Source organism: Aquimarina mytili (genome assembly GCF_016735115.1).
Lineage (GTDB): Bacteria > Bacteroidota > Bacteroidia > Flavobacteriales > Flavobacteriaceae > Aquimarina > Aquimarina mytili.
On record NZ_JAERQJ010000020.1, the window covers coordinates 1 to 17,905 of the forward strand.

Consider the following 17,905-nt stretch of genomic DNA (forward strand, 5'->3'; position numbering starts at 1 on the left):
TCCTAAAAAAAGTTTACATATTTTACATTAATCCTAAAATAGATTTACAACGTATTTTTAGTCCTATTATTGATTTACAATGATAGGACTTTTTGTATAATAATTCTTCCATAGCTTTTCAGTTTTTAAATTATTTCGATGTACTTGATTTGGTGTTAAGTTTCCAATGCTCATATGTGGTCTTTCGTTATTATATAGGTTAATAACAGTTTGTAATAGCCCTGTAGCCTCCTGTATGTTTTCTACATGGTAATCATTGAGATATTCTTCTTTTATAATACCATTGACTCTTTCTGCTATTGGATTTTCTAATGGGTCACCATTTTCTGTCATACTAATATCAATGTTATTCTGATCTAATAATTTCACATATTCACCACTACAATATTGAGTTCCTCTATCCGAATGGTGTATCAATTTGTATTTGGGATGATTTCCTTTAGGTAAAGTTGTTATGGCCATTTGTAAGGCTTTAATAGTTTCTGAAGTTTGTAAGCTATCTGCCAAATGATATCCGACTATTTTTCTTGAGTATGCGTCAGTGATAAAACTGATATACACAAAACCACTTTCAATCCTCCAATAAGTAATATCACTTACCCATATATGATTAGGAGCTATAGCAATAAGACCTTTTATCAGATTTGGATATCTCTTAAATCGATGAAACGAATTGGTTGTTATGGTTTGTTTTTTCTTTCGTCTAACCAACAAATGATTGGCTGAGAGAATATCAAATAATCGATCTCTACCCATCTTTATTTGATGCTCTAATAAAAAAGGTTGAAGCTTTTCATAAAGCTTTCTACCTCCCATATGACGATGATTTTTACGTATTCTCAACACTTCACCTATAATTAAATCCTCTTCAAAAGATAATTGTTCTCGATACCAAAAATGCTGATAATATGCCTGACGAGTTACACCAAGTAATCGGCAAAACCTGCCTAAACTTATCTTTGGATAAATGTTTTTCATCTCTTGGATTACTTGGTATTGGACTTTTTTACAATCTTAATTTTAAACTCCTTTTCAGCTACTTCTATTATTTTTCTATAAGTTTCTGCCAATAGTTTAGCTTCCTCTAATTCTCGAAGTAATTGAGCCTTATTCTTTTCTTCTTCGGATGCATTCTTAGATTGTGACATACTAGGCAAAGATACAATGCCTGGCTTAGAATAATCATACCCTAATTCTCTTAACCAATAAGTAATACGTGAATTACCAATATCATATTTATGCTCAATTTCTCGACGAGTAGAAGTGCCTGTTAAAAATTCATTACATACAAATCGCTTAAATTCTTCACTATATCTATTTTGCCATTTTGATGAAGAAGTCTTTGAATATCTTTCCATATAGTTACACTTTTGTGTAAACCTATTTCAGGACAAGACACCTTTATATATACGCGCTTTGGTATCACCATCCCGCGGGGAGCATCAACTACTCTTGGCGAGGGGTATTAGGGTACGCGCTTAGGATAATGTGTTGTTGGGAGGTAGGTTTTAGAGTTGGTTTTTTTGATAAAAAACAGGCAAGTGTTTAAGGTAGTCATTTTGATTAAGTTCTGATATAATTACGAGAATACAGAATACTTCTTTAGGTGCTTATAAAAGTATAAACCTTCAACTAATTCTAAATTTTAACATTTAAATTTTCTGAGTCCCGAAAAATGAAACTGGGATGTGTTAGTATTGCACTGTAAAACTAAAAAACCATAAGCGAACTATGAGGAAAACCGTAAAATTTCGGAAAAAGCATCACTTTTTTGTGTTGTTCAACAATTTTTTTGGACCAGACATCGAAAAGGGGAAAAATACCCCCTTTATCATTTAAAAATTAGGGCTACGTTTGCCACTTTGTTTTAAAAAAACCTCAAAATAAATCACATATATGAACCATTCATTATTACGCTATGTATATCTAATACTTAGCTTTCTATTCATTCAAAATACAATCGCCCAAGAGGGTTTTTATGGGGGCTACGGCACGGCTATAAAGGCTGCTCCCACGGCGGCTAAAGCCGCTAAAGCCAGCGGATCGAGTGTAGATCTTAGTACCGGGGCCATACAACATGCCCTGCCCATCTATACCATCAAACAAAATGGAGTAAGCTGGCCAGTAGGCTTGCAATACCGTTATACCGGTCTTCAGGTGATGGAAGCCCCTTCACCTATTGGACTGGGATGGAGTCTTGTGGCTACCGGGATGATTTCTCGCGAGGTACGAGGCCTTCCGGATGATCATCCTAAGGGATACCATGGCTTAGAACATATAAGACAAACCATATTGGATCCCTATTATCATTTTGATCCTAACAATAGCCCGGGTACCGGGGGTAAACAAGTGCTCAAAGAGCACCATGCCTATTTACTGGCCAATGGACTTATCGATGGGGAACCAGATTTATTTACCGTCAATGCGGGTGCCTTAAACTTCTCGTTTAAGATCGGGATTAACGGGCAACCAGTATTGTTATCCCATCATAATGTAGAGGTCAACTTTGGTTGGGATCAGATCGAAGTGATCGATGCCGAAGGGGTGAAATATATCTTTGCCGCCAAAGAGATCTTTGATCCTTATGAGCCTGATTTAGGGGTTATCCCCATAACAGAAGGGGACTATTATACCTATCCACGTAGTTGGTATTTAAGTAGTATCCAACCACCAAATACGACCCAGCAGATCACCTTTGAATATCAAAACCAAACCGATAGAAGAAAAGCGTTTGTGCCTAAGGTATATTCATTAAAATCATTATCCTCAGAATTTTTATTTGATCAGAATTTTGAAGGGGATGATCCTAAAACGGATCCGTATGTCTATCAACATGTACGTATGGATGTAGATATCACTACCCCCATACTGACCAAAATCAATTTTGCAGAAGGGTCTTTAGATTTTACTCTAAAACCGGGAACTTCAGGAATATACCACCAGTATAACCGTATTACCCTTAACGATTATAATCATACTGTCATTAACAGCTATGATTTGTATACCCAGCGATCACGTCGATTGCTGACCGAGATCAAAAAGAATGATCAGTTAGAAGTTCGATTTGATTATTATGATCAAGACAACTCTTATGCCTTACCAGATTATGATTTTGATAAAGAAGAAATTACCTCTGGGATGGATAAATGGGGGTATTATGCAGGGAGACAAGTATCGTCGAGTGATACAGATGCTGTGATACGGGATTATCCTTATTTTAAAGGAACGGTGCAAGGTGCATTACAAACGATGACCAGTAAAAGTGGTGGACAAATTACGATAGTCTATGAATTGAATTCGTATGCTCAAGGCTATGGAGGGATTCGAGTACAAAGCATTGAAAGCTGTGGAGGAACCACAAGTGCATGCACCAAAAAAGAATATGACTACAGTACAGAGGAGTTAGGCTCTAGTGCCCAGATCAATTCTGTGGTGCGCAATACAAACAATGCCGATTATGTAGGGCCTGCTAAACCGATTTATTATGCACAGGTAAGCGAGCGTGTGGTATCCTCAGATCCCAATGAAGAGATCCATAACGGACGAACGGTCTATACCTTTGAAGATCCCAAGGTATTTGAGAATGCAGAGAATTCTGGTAATGATGTACTTCATAATCTTGCACCAAGAGGAGAAGTAGAAGGAGGTATTCGAATTAAATCGGTGCGTACCTATAAAGATATTGATGGCACTCCACAACCTACAGAACAACTACTTAGTGAGCAACGCTATGAGTATGTACCGGTGCAGATGGATAGAGATACCTTCGGAAATTCCTTAGATCCTAATTACCCCTATGCCGTTAAAGTACGTTCTATAAAAGGTGTAAAGCGTGAGTTGAACCTAAGGGAATTCATTCGTAGAGAATTAGAACGAAACGGTAGCGAACTTCTTCCGTACTTACCTCAGTTGATCCCTGGGTTTCGTGAAGTGTATGAAGAAGGCACCCAGCTAGCTTATGAGGAATGGGCCAGAGAAGCGATGAATAAAGTGGGTCTGGTGCAAGGGTTTTCCTTTGATAAATATATCCTTGCTGTAGGAGATCAGGATGCTGATGCCTGGATGAAGCAATACGAAATAGAAACCTATAAAGAAACCAACACCCAGCCGTTACAAAAACGAGTGATCAGCAGAACCTATTCTGATATCGATCCTACACAGTATTCAGAAAATACGACAGCATATGTATATGATCAGTATCACCAAATGATCGGGCAGACTCAAACCAACTCTAAAGGAGAGGTGCAACAGTCAAGTTATTACTACCCATACCATCCGGATATTAATAATACCCAGCTGATGAGTGCCCATCGTATGGCCTCACCGGTGAAGACCGAGACTTTTATCGGGCCTAAAAAGCAAGCTACAGCAGTGGTTAATTTTAATACCACCACCAGTGGGTACTATTTACCTTCTATCATACAAGGCGCTAAAGAAGGGGCACCGTTAAAAGATCAAACGATCTATCACAAATACGATGCTAAAGGCAATGCTTTAGAAGTCTCCCAGGGTAAAGGCCCACATACGGTCTATATCTGGGGGTATAATGATCTCTACCCAATCGCTAAGATTGGTAATGCTACTTATAACCAGGTAGTGGCATATGTAGCCGATCTTAAAGCCAAGTCTAATGCCGATACCGATCGTACACTAGGCTATACTGGTAACGAAGGTGCCTTGCGACAAGCCTTGGATGCCTTACGGGATGCCTTACCTAATGCGATAGTGACTACCTATACTTATGATCCGCTTATTGGGCTGACCAGTACCACCGATCCAAGAGGATATACCACTTATACCGAGTATGATGGATTGTATCGTTTACTGCATACCCGAGATGAAGAACATAATATCATTAATAAATACTATTATAATGATAGTGGGATACAATATGATCCTATAGTGGCTAGTATCATATCTGATAAAAACTGGATGTATACGAGTACTACCTTACAGATTACATCTGAAGCTAGCGGAGGCTCTTCCCGATTTGCATACAGCTGGAAGCTTACCAAACCTGGTATGGCACCAGAGTATTTTACAGGAACTAATCTTACCCTGCACTCAGGGACCACCGAAGGAATGGCAACCATAGAACTCACTATTACCGATACCATTACCAGTAAAACCAAAGTGGTAAACAAGTCGATTAGTATTTATCCACCGCTTTCGGGATCGGCTGGTCAGATTTCAAGACCTGCGAATCTTACGGTTAACAATACAGCTTCGTTTAACATTACTCCAAGTGGGGGGTCAGGAAGCTATACCTATAGCTGGACCATCAGTGGACGTGCGGGCACCTATACCAGCAGCCAAAAATCCTTCGGGCTGTATATGAACTATACCTATTATGGCAATGTAAACATACAATGTGTAGTGCGTGATACCAAGACCGGAGATACAGAGACGCTAACTACCACCATGAATGTGTATGATGGTTTTTGGACGGCTTCTATAAACACCAGGCGTCATAGCTCGCCTACAGGAACCAAAAAACTTGAACTATTAGCCAAAGCAGGCAGTGGTTCTGGTAACTACAGCTACAAATGGTATGTCAACGGAAACTATAAGGGAAGCTCATCGAGTTTGTTTATTACCCTAAGATGTAGTGGTCCAAGATCAGAAACCGTAAAATGTATTATCACCGATAATATTACCGGAAAAGCGCCTTATAGTACCCGAACCTTTAGTATAGGGGACTCAGAATGTAGTAGCTCTGGCGGCGGTGGCGGCGGCGGTGGAATCGGGATTTCACAACCTGATAACAACCAATAACCCTAAATCCACCACAAGATGAAACAAAGACATAAAACATATACGTTGATGAATACCATAATCAAAAACACACTATATATCATAGGGCTACTGCTTACGATAAGCACTACCTATGCCCAGGGGTTAGTCCCGTCTGAAGATCAAAACTATGTCATGGCAGTACAGGCACAAGCACCTTTTACTACGGCCAATGCCTTAGAGACGGCACCCGAAGATCAAAAAATCCAAACCATCACCTATTATGATGGTTTAGGAAGACCTATACAAGAAAATGCCATCAATGCCTCAACAAACAATACCGATATTATTTCACATATCGAGTATGATGGCTTGGGTAGGCAAACCAAACAATACCTGCCTTTTGAAGCCACAGGTGTACCGGGGAGTTATAGAGAAGTGAATATCCATCAGGATATCAATGCCTATTATAAAAACAAATACCCCGATGATTTTGCAGGAGTACCGCTAGAAGAAGTCAATGCCTATAGCGAGACCATTTTGGAGGCTTCTCCGCTTAACAGAGTGGAAGAACAAGCCGCACCGGGTAAGGACTGGAAGTATACCCGTCATAAAGACCCAGTATATGCCAGTTTTCCTGTGGATTTTAGCTATGTAAAGAACTGGAGCGCCTCAGAGGTTTTAGACCCCTACGCACCAGCATATAGTGCTATTAATTTGGATAATGTAGTGGCCGTAAACATTAACAATGCAGAGCTGAAACTGCAGATCTGGGCAAAGCCAGCATTAGGGATCGAGGCATTGTCTACCGGGAAACTTCGAAAAATTGAGGTCTATCCTGAAATTGAATACCTCGATTTAGGGCAGTTGACTGATGTTAACGATACCCCAATTGATTATACGGCCAGTATCGAGAACAACTACCTGGTGATTACGCCAACAAGTGGTACTCCAAGGCCATTGACCAATGGAGTAAAATTACAAAGTACTCGTAGTCTTAGCCATATCCAATATATTAAAGAGTATAACCAATATGTAACCAACGAGCATACCGTAAAATCTGCCTATGGTCTTAATAAAGCGGCAGAAGTATTGCGTTTTGATATCACCATCACCAATGGTATCCCAACGGTAGTGCCTAATGGGAGCTATGGAGCAGGAGAGCTAAGCAAAAGCATTGTTAAAAACGAAAACTGGACCCCAGCCGATGGGCATAACAAAACCGCAGAGAGTTTTACCGATAAAAATGGACGTACCCTTTTAACTAGAAGTTATAATAATGGAGCGGCTATAGATACCTACAATGTTTATGACGACTATGGTAACCTTACCTTTGTGATCCCACCTAAGGTGGATCTTACTGATGGTGTCTCAGACATCGAGCTTGCCGAAGTGTGTTATCAGTACCGATATGATGAGCGTAACCGTCTTGTTGAAAAGAAAGACCCGGGTAAAGGATGGGAGTATATTGTCTATAATGAGCTCGACCAACCCATACTGACCCAGGATGATATTTTAAAGACACAAGGTGTCTGGCTCTTTACCAAATACGATGGCTTGGGTAGAGGGGCCTATAGCGGGATGTATACCGATACTCGGGATCGACCGGCACTACAACAAGAGGTCAATACGCTTACCACCCTGTGGGAGGGGCGAGGCGCCCCCACCAATATAGCGGGAACTATAGTGTACTATACGAATACAGCATTCCCAACGGCTAATATCGAGCTGCATAGTATTCGTTATTATGACGATTATAATTTTGATCTGCCTATTGAGCTTTCGAATCCAGGCACCGTATATGGCGAGCCGATAACTAACCGTACTAAAACTTTACCTACCGGGGGCAAAATACGAGTGTTAGGCACTAACGATTGGACCACTACAGTCACCTATTATGATAAAAAAGCACGGCCGGTATATGCAGCCAGTAAAAATGAGTATCTTAGTACACTAGATATTGCAAAAACCCAATTAGACTTTGCAGGCAAAGTGATCCAAAGTACCACCACCCATACCAAAGGCAGCAATGCACCGATTATAACCATCGATAGGTTTACCTATGATCATATGGGTAGAGTGCTTACGCAAACCCAACAGATCAATGATCAGCCTGTAGAGGTAATTACCAGTAACGAGTATGACAATCTTGGGCAATTGGTAGCCAAAAATGTTGGGGGTGGCCTGCAACATGTAGATTATACATTTAATGTAAGAGGTTGGTTAAAAGGGATCAATGATGTCAATACTATGGGGAATGATTTATTCTCGTATAGAATCTATTATAATGATGTAGCTTCTGCATATCAGGATAAAGCCTTATATAATGGAAATATTAGTCAAATTTACTGGCGATCGGCTAATCAGGATAATAGCCTAAAGGCCTATACATACACATATGATGCCCTGGATAGAATTATAAAAGCTGAAAGTGGAAATGGTAAATACGACCTTACGGGTATTACCTATGACACTATGGGGAATATCCTAACCCTGGATAGAAAAGGACATGTAGATGCTAATGCCACCACTTTTGGGGAGATGGATAACCTATCCTATACCTATGAGGCTACAGGGCATAAATTACTAAGTGTAACCGATGCGGGCAATACCACTTTTGGATTTAAAGATGGCAATACCGTAGGTAATGATTATGAGTATGATGCCAATGGAAGCATTACTGTAGATAAAAACAAAGGGATCACCAGTATTGAGTATAACCATCTGGATTTACCGGTGAAGATCATTTTTGAAAATGATGCTGAAAAAACCATCGAATATATCTACGACGCCGGAGGTAGTAAACTAAAAAAGATCCTTAATGATGGCGGTACGATTACTACGACCGAATACGCAGCAGTACAATATAAAAATGGAGTATTAGAATTTATCCCACAACCTGAAGGATACATTGAGCATGATGGTTCGGGGTATCAGTATGTGTACCAATTTAAAGATCATTTGGATAATGTAAGGCTTTCTTACTCAGACCGTAATCATGACGGATCGATTACTATTGACGAAATTTTACAAACACAGGCTTACTATCCATTTGGATTGACTCAGAAATCTGTTGATAATATTGTTAATGGTAAAGCTCATAGCTTTATGTACAACAATACAGAGTTAGAAGAAGGGCTAGGTTTGAATTGGTATGAAATGCCTCTTAGATCGTATGATCCTGCGATAGCACGATGGAATAGACAAGATCCTGTAATACATCATGGTTTATCTACGTATAATGCTTTTGATAATAACCCGATTTATTATGCAGATCCTAGTGGGGGTGATAGCACAAAAAAAGATGAAGAGGCTAGAAACAAAGATGATAAAGATAATAATAAAGATAGTAATGCAAATGGTAGAACTAATTATGGTACAGATATTGATGCCGCATTAAATAGTGTAGGACTAACTATTACTAATCCTTGGGCAACATATTTTGGGTTAGAAGCCAATAGAATTTCAGCACAGTATGGAGTTGAAGGCGGCACAGGATTGGAAGGTTTTGTTGATGGATTTGTAGCTGGTGGAGAATCAACATTGGATTTTTTACAAAGTTTAGGAACTGCAGAAGGATGGGCTAATCTAGGACAAGGTCTAGTGGCTATGGGAAATCTACAAGCCCCTACTTTAGACGGACAGGCATCAAGAAACTTATTAGCTGCTTCAATATATAGCACAGCCCAAGATGTACCTAATATGACTAATTATGAAATTGGATATGGATTGGGATATGGTACCGAGAAAATTGCTGAAACCATATTGTTCTCTAAAGGTGTAGGATTAGTAGGTAAAGGAATAACTACAGCAGATGGATTTTTGATTCGCGGCTTTACTGTAAAAACCCCATTCAATATACCGGTTCAAAGATTTGGACAAATGAGTACAGGAAGGCCTGATTTTTGGGGATTGAGAATAGGAAAAAATAAATTTGTTAATAGGGTTTTTGCTGCAATAAAGACTGAATGGAATCCATTAACACAATATACGACAGGTGTTATTCCAAAAGGTACAACTATTAAATTTGGAATTATAGGTCCTCAAGGAGTTAAATACCCTGGCGGTTCTCTACAATTTATTACAAACTCGAGAAGTGTCATAAACCAAACCTCTAAAATTACTAAATAAATGAAATTAGAAGATCCAATACAATTTGCTATTAATAAAATAATAAATGAAAAAGAAGTATCATATTCTGATTTAATGGAGATATCTCAAGGAGGACCAGAAATAGGAACAATCTCAATTAATGGAACACCTATAAAGTCTTATCGTTTTGGGGGGCCTATTCTGCACAAAGAGAATTATATCTATGCACCTGTTTTTGTAAAGAAATTTTTAGGTTCAGGGTTCAAATTATCGAGAATAAATATCAATACGTTAAATGTGGAACTAATAGGAAAAACGAAAAGTCTTATTTATTTAAATAAAATAGAAGGTGATAAAGTTTACTTTTTCAAAGATTTGAATGGAACGGTTAGTTCCATAATACAAATATCTCCCGCTGGGTCATAGTATATACCAGTGCTCGTTTGTAACGAGTGCCGATTATAAGTAAGAAAAGAACCACAACATTGTAAAAGATGTTGTGGTTTAAATAAGTTCATTGAAATAGAATAAAGTATAGTTTACCAACAAAACCATCGAATATATCTACGATGCCGGAGGAAGCAAACTAAAAAAGATCCTTAATGACGGCGGTACGATTACGACTACCGAATACGCCGCAGCACAATATAAAAACGGGGAGTTAGAGTTTATGGGCCAACCTGAAGGGTATATAGAAAAAGAAAGTACCTCGAGCGGAGCCGAAAGGTACAGGTACATATACCAATACGCCGACCACCTGGGCAATATTAGACTCTCATATTCTGATAAAAATAACGATGGGGCAGTTACCCAAGACGAGATTATAGAAGAGTCGAATTATTATCCTTTCGGATTAAAACACAAAGGATATAATAGTATGATCAATGGGCGTTCGCACCAATATAAATACAATAATACCGAGTTAGAAGAAGGCTTAGGGCTTAACTGGTATGAGATGCCGTTACGTTCTTACGATCCAACAATTGCAAGATGGAACAGACAAGACCCTGTTATACACCATGGATTATCCACTTATAATGCCTTTGATAATAATCCTATTTATTATGCAGATCCTAGTGGTGGGAATAGTGAACCAGAAAGCCCTTGGAATCGAGATAACAGAGAAAATACCTTAGATAGTGGTGGACGTGGTAGTTTTGGTTTTTATAGTGTTGCAGGTAGTGGAGGAATACACTACAATAGTTATACTGGGCAATATGAAGATCGATTAGGTAGAGCAGTGTCCTATAGAGAGGCTTTAACTTCTGTGGGCTTAACAGATACCAATCGAAATAATCAGATGTCTGGTTTAGCAATGTTAAGTTCTGCATTAAGCTCTTTAAAGGTACGTCATACTATCCATTATGACTACGACTTAAATACAATTCAATTTGGAGATAGAATTATAGGAAGTGATCCTGTAGGGGATATTGAGGCTTATGAAGAAAATGATAGAATAATTATTAGGAATTCTATGATACTTGATATTTTAGGGAAGCTTACAAATGTAGGTCAATTGAAAAGCGTTATAATGATGACAATAGAAGAATGGCAAAATTCTATAGGTGTTGTAACAAGTCGTACAGAAGCAGAACAAATGTTGGCAGACTTAGATGAAGCATTTACTATATTAGGCATAACAGCTACAACAGCTCGACCACAATTGAAAGTTGGAGCTATGATAATATCAACTCCCATAATGACAGATAACATGTATAGAACTACTATGAATGAATATGTGTATGGGCCTAGAATAAAGGAACATAGTCCTCACTATTATCATCATAATATTGAATCAATACCATATTATAATGTTGGAGGCCCAGGGCCTTATAGTAACGGCGGCGGCGGCGCAGGTGGAAGCTGGTAATTTAATTAGATATGTTTAAGAGATATATTATTCTGATATCATTTATTATTTATTCTTCGAATTTGATAGCTCAAATGACAGAATATAATAGCAAAAGCGTTGAATGTCAAAATCTTGATTTTGGAAAAATCATTGAATCTAAATTTGTATACGACTATGAATCAATCTTATCAATAAGAGAAAGGAAAAATTTAGAGGAAACTATCTCAAAATTCAGACATGATACTGGAAATGAAATTTTGATTGTGACTACACATTCTATTGGACGTTTTCCTGACTTTCGTTCATATGCCATGAGCTTAGGTGATATTTATAGTCAAGAAGTCAAAAATGATAATATTATAATTATAGTCATTAGTAAGATTTTAAAAAAAGTTGAAATCACTACCAGTGATAAATCTAAAGAAACTTTAACAGATGATTTTTGTAAAATAGTTATATATGAGAGTTTTCTACCAGAATTTAAAAAAGGAAACTTTTATAATGGCATTGAAAAAGGATTAGCAGAAATAATAACAAAATGGAAATAGTAAACTAAATATACTGAGGATGGTTATTTTAAATCATCCTCAGTATTTAAAATACCATCTTTTCCTTTGGACTTTAGTTCATAACTTAAACCATCTTTTATTTGTTTGTAATAAAACTCATTGCCCCATGCGTCCAGATTAATATTTTTCCTTAAAGGGTTATTGTTTATTATATCTTTTAGTTTAGTTGGGTATTTACCAAGGTCTTTATATTGTTTTTCAAGAATCTTTTTAACTTCTACAATTTTTTTGGTTGTTTTTGATTCATTTGGATGTGTATAGAAAACTCTAAGCATAACACCGAGGATAAAAGTCAAAACAAGCCCAATGAACAAAACTTTTGTTACTGGATGAATCATAGTTTTTTTTGGTAAACCCTTTTCTTTTTCTAGCTTTCTACGTTTCTTTTTCTTCTTCCAGAATTTAAGTTCTTCAAATAGTAATAATAGTTCTGCTATTAGATCAAACATTTTAAGAATACGCTTTTTTGGCTTTAAAGTCACGAATTAAGGCGTCCACAACATTAAAGATTTGGTTTTGGTTGTCTGTAGGCATCTCTGCAATAGCTTCTATACGTTCCAGAATCTTTTTATCTTTTACTACACTAGAAGCATTACCCACTAGGTAATCTAAAGATACATCAAGAGCTTTAGCAATTTTATTGGCTATCTCTACCGAGGGTGTAATTTCTTCACGTTCATACCTACCAATCACTGCACCAGAAGTACCTACTTTATTGCCCAGCTCCTCCCGAGATAAGTTATTTTGCTTACGCAATTGTGTTATTGTTGCTCCTATATTCATAATCTATAAATGAAAAAACCTATGATAAATAAAGGTTTTAGCAAATATACGTTACTTAAAGATTAAAAAACAAACGGATTAAGAAGATAGCCACAACGCTGTAAAAGGTGTTGTGGTTTTTTTATTTGTATTAATTATTGACCAGTTTATAATTTTGATAACAATAAAATGAATTTGCTGAAAACAAAAGTGAAAACCATAAAATAGTATTAAGTATGCTAAAGGCGTCTAGCCATGCCAATATTCCTATAAAAAGTGCTGCAATTGTTCCTATTGCGAATTGTGTATAAATAAAAATTAAACTTGTTATACGAAACTCTCTGGTCTTGCTTATGTAGATAATAGTATCACTTATAGTCGTTAATGAGTTTTTAATCGCATTTTTGATAGTAGGGCCAGTATAGAAATGACACATTATTACCGTGGTCGTGAGTAAATAAGATATAATCTTTTCGAGTAGTTCAGAATAATCTAGAATCATTTTATTACTATTTTAAAGTTAGACAGTAATAAAATACTAATTTTTGATGGTTTTTAATATGTATAGAGCACAAACTCAGAAGCCTTTACTAAAAAATTCTTCTACAGTAATACCAAAATAAATACTAATCTTATAGATTGTAGTAAATGATGCATCTCGTTTACCCTGTTCTATACGGCCAAAATGTATACCTGTATCATGATATGCCTGTTCTTGGGTAAGTTTATTCTCTGTTCTTAATTGTTTTACCCTTTTGGCTAATAATGTTAAAAGCGCTTTATCCTTATTGTTTTTCATAACACCAAGGTCAGCCTTTCTATTACTAATTTTAATTACTGATCGGTCATTATTTTTTATATCTTTGACAAAAAATAGTGTAATGCATACCGTGATTAAACATATCGAAATGATCAAACGCATCGATCAGCTTATTCGTTTGCAGGCTACCGGTACCCCAGAAACACTAGCATGCCGCCTAAACATCTCTAGAACTAAACTATACCGCATATTAGATATGATGAAATCATTAAACGCCCCAATACACTATGATCCCAGCTTGCCAAGCTTTGTATATACAGAACCTGTAGGGTTTCTTATAGGATTTTTTAGCCAACAACAACTCAACGATACCCCTATTAGAATATCCTAATATGGGGTTTGCTCTATAATCTATAAGTACTACAATACCCTATAGCCCGTCTATAGACACCCTCAAGGGCGGTACAAGTTAGATCCTTGTACCATCCTAAGGGGTAATATTTTCCTATAAAATGACTCCTCTTCTATGCTTCTAATTACGAAAAGTAGATATATATACCTATCACAATGATGCAGATTAAACCGCCAACAAGTTTAACACTCTTCCAGGGGGTAATATCAACTTCTTTAGTATACTCTTGGGTATACTCTTGTGCTCTTGGATATAGTTTTCCTATGATAAGCATGATAATCACATTTAATACAAATAGAATTGCCATTACATGTAAAAAATGCGGAAATTGATCCTTCATGATTGTGCCATCCAACACAACATAAAGTAAGTATAATATAGCACCAGAAATAATAGCCACTTTTGCTGCAATAGCAGGAACATTTTTGGTTAAATATCCTACAACAATAATGGTAAGAATTGGAATACTGTAGCAACCGTTTACCTGCTGCAAATACCCAAAAATACTTTCTGCACTTTGCAAAAAGGGTGCAATTAGCATTGCAAATAAGGCTAGAAGGGTTCCAAAAATCTTTCCGGCTTTAACTGTTTGTTTTTCTGAAGCTTCTTTATTTATATACTCCTTATAAATATCTACACCAAACAAGGTTACCGAACTATTTAATGCACTATTAAACGAGCTAAGTATGGCTCCAAAAAGCACAGCAGCAAAAAAACCAACCAAAGATAAAGGAAGTACTTTACTAACTAAGGTTGGATATGCTTCATCTGCTTTTTCTAATGTATCTCCAAACATATGAAATGCAATAATCCCCGGAAGCACAACAATTAATGGACCCAAAATTTTAATGAACGATGCCAGAATAAGTCCTTTTTGTCCTTCTCTCAGATTTTTGGCACCAAGTGCTCTTTGTATAATTGCCTGATTTGTTCCCCAATAAAACAATTGCACCAGCATCATTCCTGTAAAAATAGTCGCAAATGGCACACTAGCTTCACTAGAACCAATAGAATTAAATTTCTCTGGGTTCTCCTTAAATAGTGTAGTTAATCCATCACCAATACTTCCATCTCCTATTTCGAGTAATCCAAATACCGGAATCATAATCCCACCTATCAATAGACCCACAGCATTAATGGTATCAGACACTGCAACGGCCTTCAACCCTCCAAAAATTGCATAGAGAGATCCAACAATACCAATCCCAAAAACACATATCCAAATGGCCGCATTTTTTGAAACACCCAACATTTCTGGCACATCAAACATGGTACTTAATGCTAATGAACCTGTATACAACACAATGGGTAATAAAACTATAGCATATCCGGTTAGAAAAAGCCCAGATGTAATGGCTTTTGTTGTTGTATCGTAGCGTCGTTCTAAAAACTGAGGTACTGTTGTAATTCCGCCTTTCAAGTATCTGGGTAATAAAAATACAGCCGTGATGACCATAGCAATAGCCGCTAATGTCTCCCAGGCCATAACCAAAATCCCTTCGGTAAACGCCTGCCCATTAAGTCCTACAATCTGTTCTGTAGATAAATTTGTTAAGAGTAAAGAACCCGCAATTACTACTCCCGTAAGACTTCTTCCTCCTAAAAAATAGCCATCTGATGTATTTTCATCGGTCTTCAGTGTAGAAATGTATGCAATAACCCCAACTAATAATGTAAAACCTAAAAAGGAAAGTATACCCATGATTTGTGTGTTTAGAATTCTAAATATATAGGAATTATTTCAAAAAAAAGCGGTGTCTCCTATTTAGTCGATTGAATTCAAATAATTTAAACCTCATTTTAAAAATCTAATCACAAAATTCTATGGCAATATTCAATATCAGAGCAGCCTTAAGATATCCTTAAAAAGTGTTAAGTTTTATTAAAAATAATAATAATCTAAACCCTTCACGTTTACAAGAGGAACATAAACTCAACCACTATGTAAATCAACAAATGTTAACCTCTTTGGCATATAAAAAGCTACCACCCAAGTAGCTTAATCTATACTTATGCATTTGTTGAACCTCAGGTAGAAATCTACCTGAGGTTTTCATTTTTTAAATGAAATCCCCCTTTTAAAAATCTAATTGCCATAAATGTTCTATTTTTGAGTTCTTATTAGTAAAAAGATAGCAATGCGATTATTTCTCCTTTTAGGATCTCTATTACTTTGTTTTGGCTGTAAAACTGAAAATACTTCTGCACTTCAGGACGACATTAAGGTAGAAAAGATTGACAGCCTGTCTAAAGAAAAAATAAAATCAGAACTTTTAAAAATTTCTCCGGAAGCAGAAAAAAGCTTAGAAAGTTTTGAAGATTTTCAGAACCTTAGAAGTCTTATGCACACTATGCATGATGCTAATGCCTTTTATGCAAAAAAATACGCCGACAGTGCTGATATTCTAGTGGGTACTTTTGAAGAAAATCTTTCTGAGGATTTAAATGTGAATACCATCAATTCGCGCATCACGGTTCTTTCTACAGAATCTGCTCTATTAGCGCAATTGTCTAAGAAGAAAAGAGTAAGATCTGAAGAAATTCTGGGCGCAAATACCCGCTTAATTAAAGCCTATAATAGTTTGGTTATTCAGCTCAACGAATTATCCCTGGCAATCCCCGAAAATATTGAAAAAGAATTGCTAAAAGATCTCGAAGACGAAGAGAATTAATACCTCTCGTATACCTGAAAGACGTATAAAACTGTTAAAATTATCTCTTTGGGGGTTACATTTCTGTTTGCTATAACATTAAGAAATAAACTCTAATTTTAATAGCTAAGTAAAATGTCCGAAAATTTAAATCAAAACCTTGCCCAGGCAATACTACATATAAATACTAACCCAGAATCTGCATCGGCATGGGAAGAATTAGGAAATTGCCATTATGACCTACAAGAATGGGAAAAAGCTACAGATGCTTTTGATAAGGTCATTGAATTGGGAGGTGATAATTCTGATGTTTGGCACAAATTGGCATACATTCAGGAAACTTATGAAAAAGATGGTATGCGCGCAGTTTTATACTATAAAACCAGTATTGAAATGAACCCTGATGCCTATGCTTCCTACAATAATTTAGGCTATGTTTATCAAACTTTTTTTGAAAATTATGACGAAGCGAGAGATTGCTATGAAAAATCAATAGCAATTAATCCTGAGTATACATATGCTCTCAATAATTTAGGTGTATTATATCATTCTGTATATCAAGATGGTGAAAAATCAATTGCCTGCCTCGCAAAACTAACAAAATGTGATCCATTGGATATCACTGGTTGGAAAAATTTAGCCATTGCTGTAAGTACATATCATGAAGATGAGGAAAAAGCATGTGAATACATTAAAAAAGCCTTAGACATCGACGAAAACTATGCAGATGCATGGTATACTTTAGGGGTAATTTATAGCCGCATGGGTAAAGATGATCAAAAGGTAAATGAGTGTTTTGATAAGGCAGAACAACTAAGAAATAGTTGATAAAAACTAATTAAACTAGAAATTAAGTTTACATTTATATCTAATAATGCCTGTCAAAAGGTATTATAAAAGCCTGTTGTGCATTTAGATATTTTTAAACAATCCATCAATTCGATTTCTATGACAAATTCAAGCGGTTTTGATAAAAAGTTTGATTTTTAATCAAAGCAAAAATGATGTGTATAATTTTGTTTCTTACAGCATTTAGTACACTCATTTTATTTTTACCTTCTTCTACTTTTCTAT

At 36.6% G+C, this 17,905-nt stretch carries 15 protein-coding genes; 8 read left to right on the plus strand and 7 right to left on the minus strand.

What is annotated here, in order from left to right:
- Positions 1-66 precede the first annotated feature (66 nt).
- Entirely contained in the window at positions 67-978 is a 912-nt protein-coding gene (locus JJQ60_RS21640; RefSeq protein ID WP_201924718.1) for an IS3 family transposase, read from the minus strand.
- 8 nt (positions 979-986) lie between these two features.
- Positions 987-1,358 (minus strand): transposase, encoded by a 372-nt coding sequence (locus JJQ60_RS21645; protein WP_201924720.1) that lies wholly within the window; start codon positions 1,356-1,358, stop codon positions 987-989.
- 538 nt (positions 1,359-1,896) lie between these two features.
- On the opposite strand from JJQ60_RS21645, the gene JJQ60_RS21650 reads away from it, so the two are divergent.
- The 5 genes from JJQ60_RS21650 (at position 1,897) to JJQ60_RS21670 (ending at position 12,225) form a co-directional block, all read left to right on the plus strand.
- Positions 1,897-5,775 carry a type 2 periplasmic-binding domain-containing protein gene (locus JJQ60_RS21650; RefSeq protein WP_201924722.1) on the plus strand — a complete coding sequence of 1,293 codons (3,879 nt, stop codon included), beginning with the start codon at positions 1,897-1,899 and terminating at the stop codon, positions 5,773-5,775.
- An 18-nt stretch (positions 5,776-5,793) separates the two neighbouring features.
- Positions 5,794-9,864: a DUF6443 domain-containing protein gene (locus JJQ60_RS21655; protein ID WP_201924725.1), complete on the plus strand. Its 4,071-nt coding sequence runs from the start codon at positions 5,794-5,796 to the stop codon at positions 9,862-9,864.
- A complete protein-coding gene (locus tag JJQ60_RS21660; protein WP_201924727.1) occupies positions 9,865-10,251 on the plus strand; it encodes a hypothetical protein in 387 nt (128 codons plus the stop codon).
- Positions 10,252-10,495: 244 nt separating this feature from the next.
- Positions 10,496-11,695, plus strand: a complete 1,200-nt coding sequence (locus tag JJQ60_RS21665) for an RHS repeat-associated core domain-containing protein (protein ID WP_201924728.1) — start codon at positions 10,496-10,498, stop codon at positions 11,693-11,695.
- A 74-nt stretch (positions 11,696-11,769) separates the two neighbouring features.
- Positions 11,770-12,225 carry a TPM domain-containing protein gene (locus JJQ60_RS21670; protein WP_201924729.1) on the plus strand — a complete coding sequence of 152 codons (456 nt, stop codon included), beginning with the start codon at positions 11,770-11,772 and terminating at the stop codon, positions 12,223-12,225.
- A 23-nt stretch (positions 12,226-12,248) separates the two neighbouring features.
- Here JJQ60_RS21670 and JJQ60_RS21675 read toward each other — a convergent pair whose 3' ends face one another.
- The 4 genes from JJQ60_RS21675 to JJQ60_RS21690 form a co-directional block, all read right to left on the minus strand.
- The gene (locus JJQ60_RS21675; RefSeq protein WP_201924732.1) at positions 12,249-12,695 is read right to left on the minus strand and encodes a type II secretion system protein GspG; all 447 of its coding nucleotides are present in this window, start codon (positions 12,693-12,695) and stop codon (positions 12,249-12,251) included.
- A 1-nt stretch (position 12,696) separates the two neighbouring features.
- Positions 12,697-13,029: a helix-turn-helix domain-containing protein gene (locus JJQ60_RS21680; RefSeq protein ID WP_201924734.1), complete on the minus strand. Its 333-nt coding sequence runs from the start codon at positions 13,027-13,029 to the stop codon at positions 12,697-12,699.
- 130 nt (positions 13,030-13,159) lie between these two features.
- The gene (locus JJQ60_RS21685; RefSeq protein ID WP_201924737.1) at positions 13,160-13,510 is read right to left on the minus strand and encodes a hypothetical protein; all 351 of its coding nucleotides are present in this window, start codon (positions 13,508-13,510) and stop codon (positions 13,160-13,162) included.
- Between the two features lie 75 nt (positions 13,511-13,585).
- A complete protein-coding gene (locus tag JJQ60_RS21690) occupies positions 13,586-13,807 on the minus strand; it encodes a helix-turn-helix domain-containing protein (protein WP_201924739.1) in 222 nt (73 codons plus the stop codon).
- A 109-nt stretch (positions 13,808-13,916) separates the two neighbouring features.
- On the opposite strand from JJQ60_RS21690, the gene JJQ60_RS21695 reads away from it, so the two are divergent.
- Complete coding sequence (locus JJQ60_RS21695; RefSeq protein ID WP_201924741.1) at positions 13,917-14,159, plus strand: hypothetical protein; 243 nt, start codon at positions 13,917-13,919, stop codon at positions 14,157-14,159.
- A gap of 145 nt (positions 14,160-14,304) precedes the next feature.
- On the opposite strand, the gene JJQ60_RS21700 is transcribed toward JJQ60_RS21695, so the two are convergent.
- Positions 14,305-15,882 (minus strand): solute:sodium symporter family transporter, encoded by a 1,578-nt coding sequence (locus tag JJQ60_RS21700; protein WP_201924742.1) that lies wholly within the window; start codon positions 15,880-15,882, stop codon positions 14,305-14,307.
- A 436-nt stretch (positions 15,883-16,318) separates the two neighbouring features.
- Here JJQ60_RS21700 and JJQ60_RS21705 point away from each other — a divergent pair, with 436 nt between their 5' ends.
- Both JJQ60_RS21705 and JJQ60_RS21710 read left to right on the plus strand, forming a co-directional pair.
- Positions 16,319-16,852, plus strand: a complete 534-nt coding sequence (locus JJQ60_RS21705) for a hypothetical protein (protein ID WP_201924743.1) — start codon at positions 16,319-16,321, stop codon at positions 16,850-16,852.
- Between the two features lie 114 nt (positions 16,853-16,966).
- Complete coding sequence (locus JJQ60_RS21710) at positions 16,967-17,659, plus strand: tetratricopeptide repeat protein (RefSeq protein WP_201924744.1); 693 nt, start codon at positions 16,967-16,969, stop codon at positions 17,657-17,659.
- The last annotated feature ends 246 nt before the right edge of the window (positions 17,660-17,905 follow it).

What these genes read in the sequence shown, in the direction of transcription:
- JJQ60_RS21660 (WP_201924727.1), top strand. Translation starts at nt 9,865, where the DNA reads ATGAAATTAGAAGATCCAATACAATTTGCTATTAATAAAATAATAAAT.
- JJQ60_RS21675 (WP_201924732.1), bottom strand. Translation starts at nt 12,695, where the DNA reads ATGTTTGATCTAATAGCAGAACTATTATTACTATTTGAAGAACTTAAA.
- JJQ60_RS21690 (WP_201924739.1), bottom strand. Translation starts at nt 13,807, where the DNA reads ATGAAAAACAATAAGGATAAAGCGCTTTTAACATTATTAGCCAAAAGG.
- JJQ60_RS21685 (WP_201924737.1), bottom strand. Translation starts at nt 13,510, where the DNA reads ATGATTCTAGATTATTCTGAACTACTCGAAAAGATTATATCTTATTTA.
- JJQ60_RS21705 (WP_201924743.1), top strand. Translation starts at nt 16,319, where the DNA reads ATGCGATTATTTCTCCTTTTAGGATCTCTATTACTTTGTTTTGGCTGT.
- JJQ60_RS21680 (WP_201924734.1), bottom strand. Translation starts at nt 13,029, where the DNA reads ATGAATATAGGAGCAACAATAACACAATTGCGTAAGCAAAATAACTTA.
- JJQ60_RS21640 (WP_201924718.1), bottom strand. Translation starts at nt 978, where the DNA reads ATGAAAAACATTTATCCAAAGATAAGTTTAGGCAGGTTTTGCCGATTA.
- JJQ60_RS21645 (WP_201924720.1), bottom strand. Translation starts at nt 1,358, where the DNA reads ATGGAAAGATATTCAAAGACTTCTTCATCAAAATGGCAAAATAGATAT.
- JJQ60_RS21650 (WP_201924722.1), top strand. Translation starts at nt 1,897, where the DNA reads ATGAACCATTCATTATTACGCTATGTATATCTAATACTTAGCTTTCTA.
- JJQ60_RS21655 (WP_201924725.1), top strand. Translation starts at nt 5,794, where the DNA reads ATGAAACAAAGACATAAAACATATACGTTGATGAATACCATAATCAAA.
- JJQ60_RS21695 (WP_201924741.1), top strand. Translation starts at nt 13,917, where the DNA reads ATGATCAAACGCATCGATCAGCTTATTCGTTTGCAGGCTACCGGTACC.
- JJQ60_RS21665 (WP_201924728.1), top strand. Translation starts at nt 10,496, where the DNA reads ATGGGCCAACCTGAAGGGTATATAGAAAAAGAAAGTACCTCGAGCGGA.
- JJQ60_RS21670 (WP_201924729.1), top strand. Translation starts at nt 11,770, where the DNA reads ATGACAGAATATAATAGCAAAAGCGTTGAATGTCAAAATCTTGATTTT.
- JJQ60_RS21710 (WP_201924744.1), top strand. Translation starts at nt 16,967, where the DNA reads ATGTCCGAAAATTTAAATCAAAACCTTGCCCAGGCAATACTACATATA.
- JJQ60_RS21700 (WP_201924742.1), bottom strand. Translation starts at nt 15,882, where the DNA reads ATGGGTATACTTTCCTTTTTAGGTTTTACATTATTAGTTGGGGTTATT.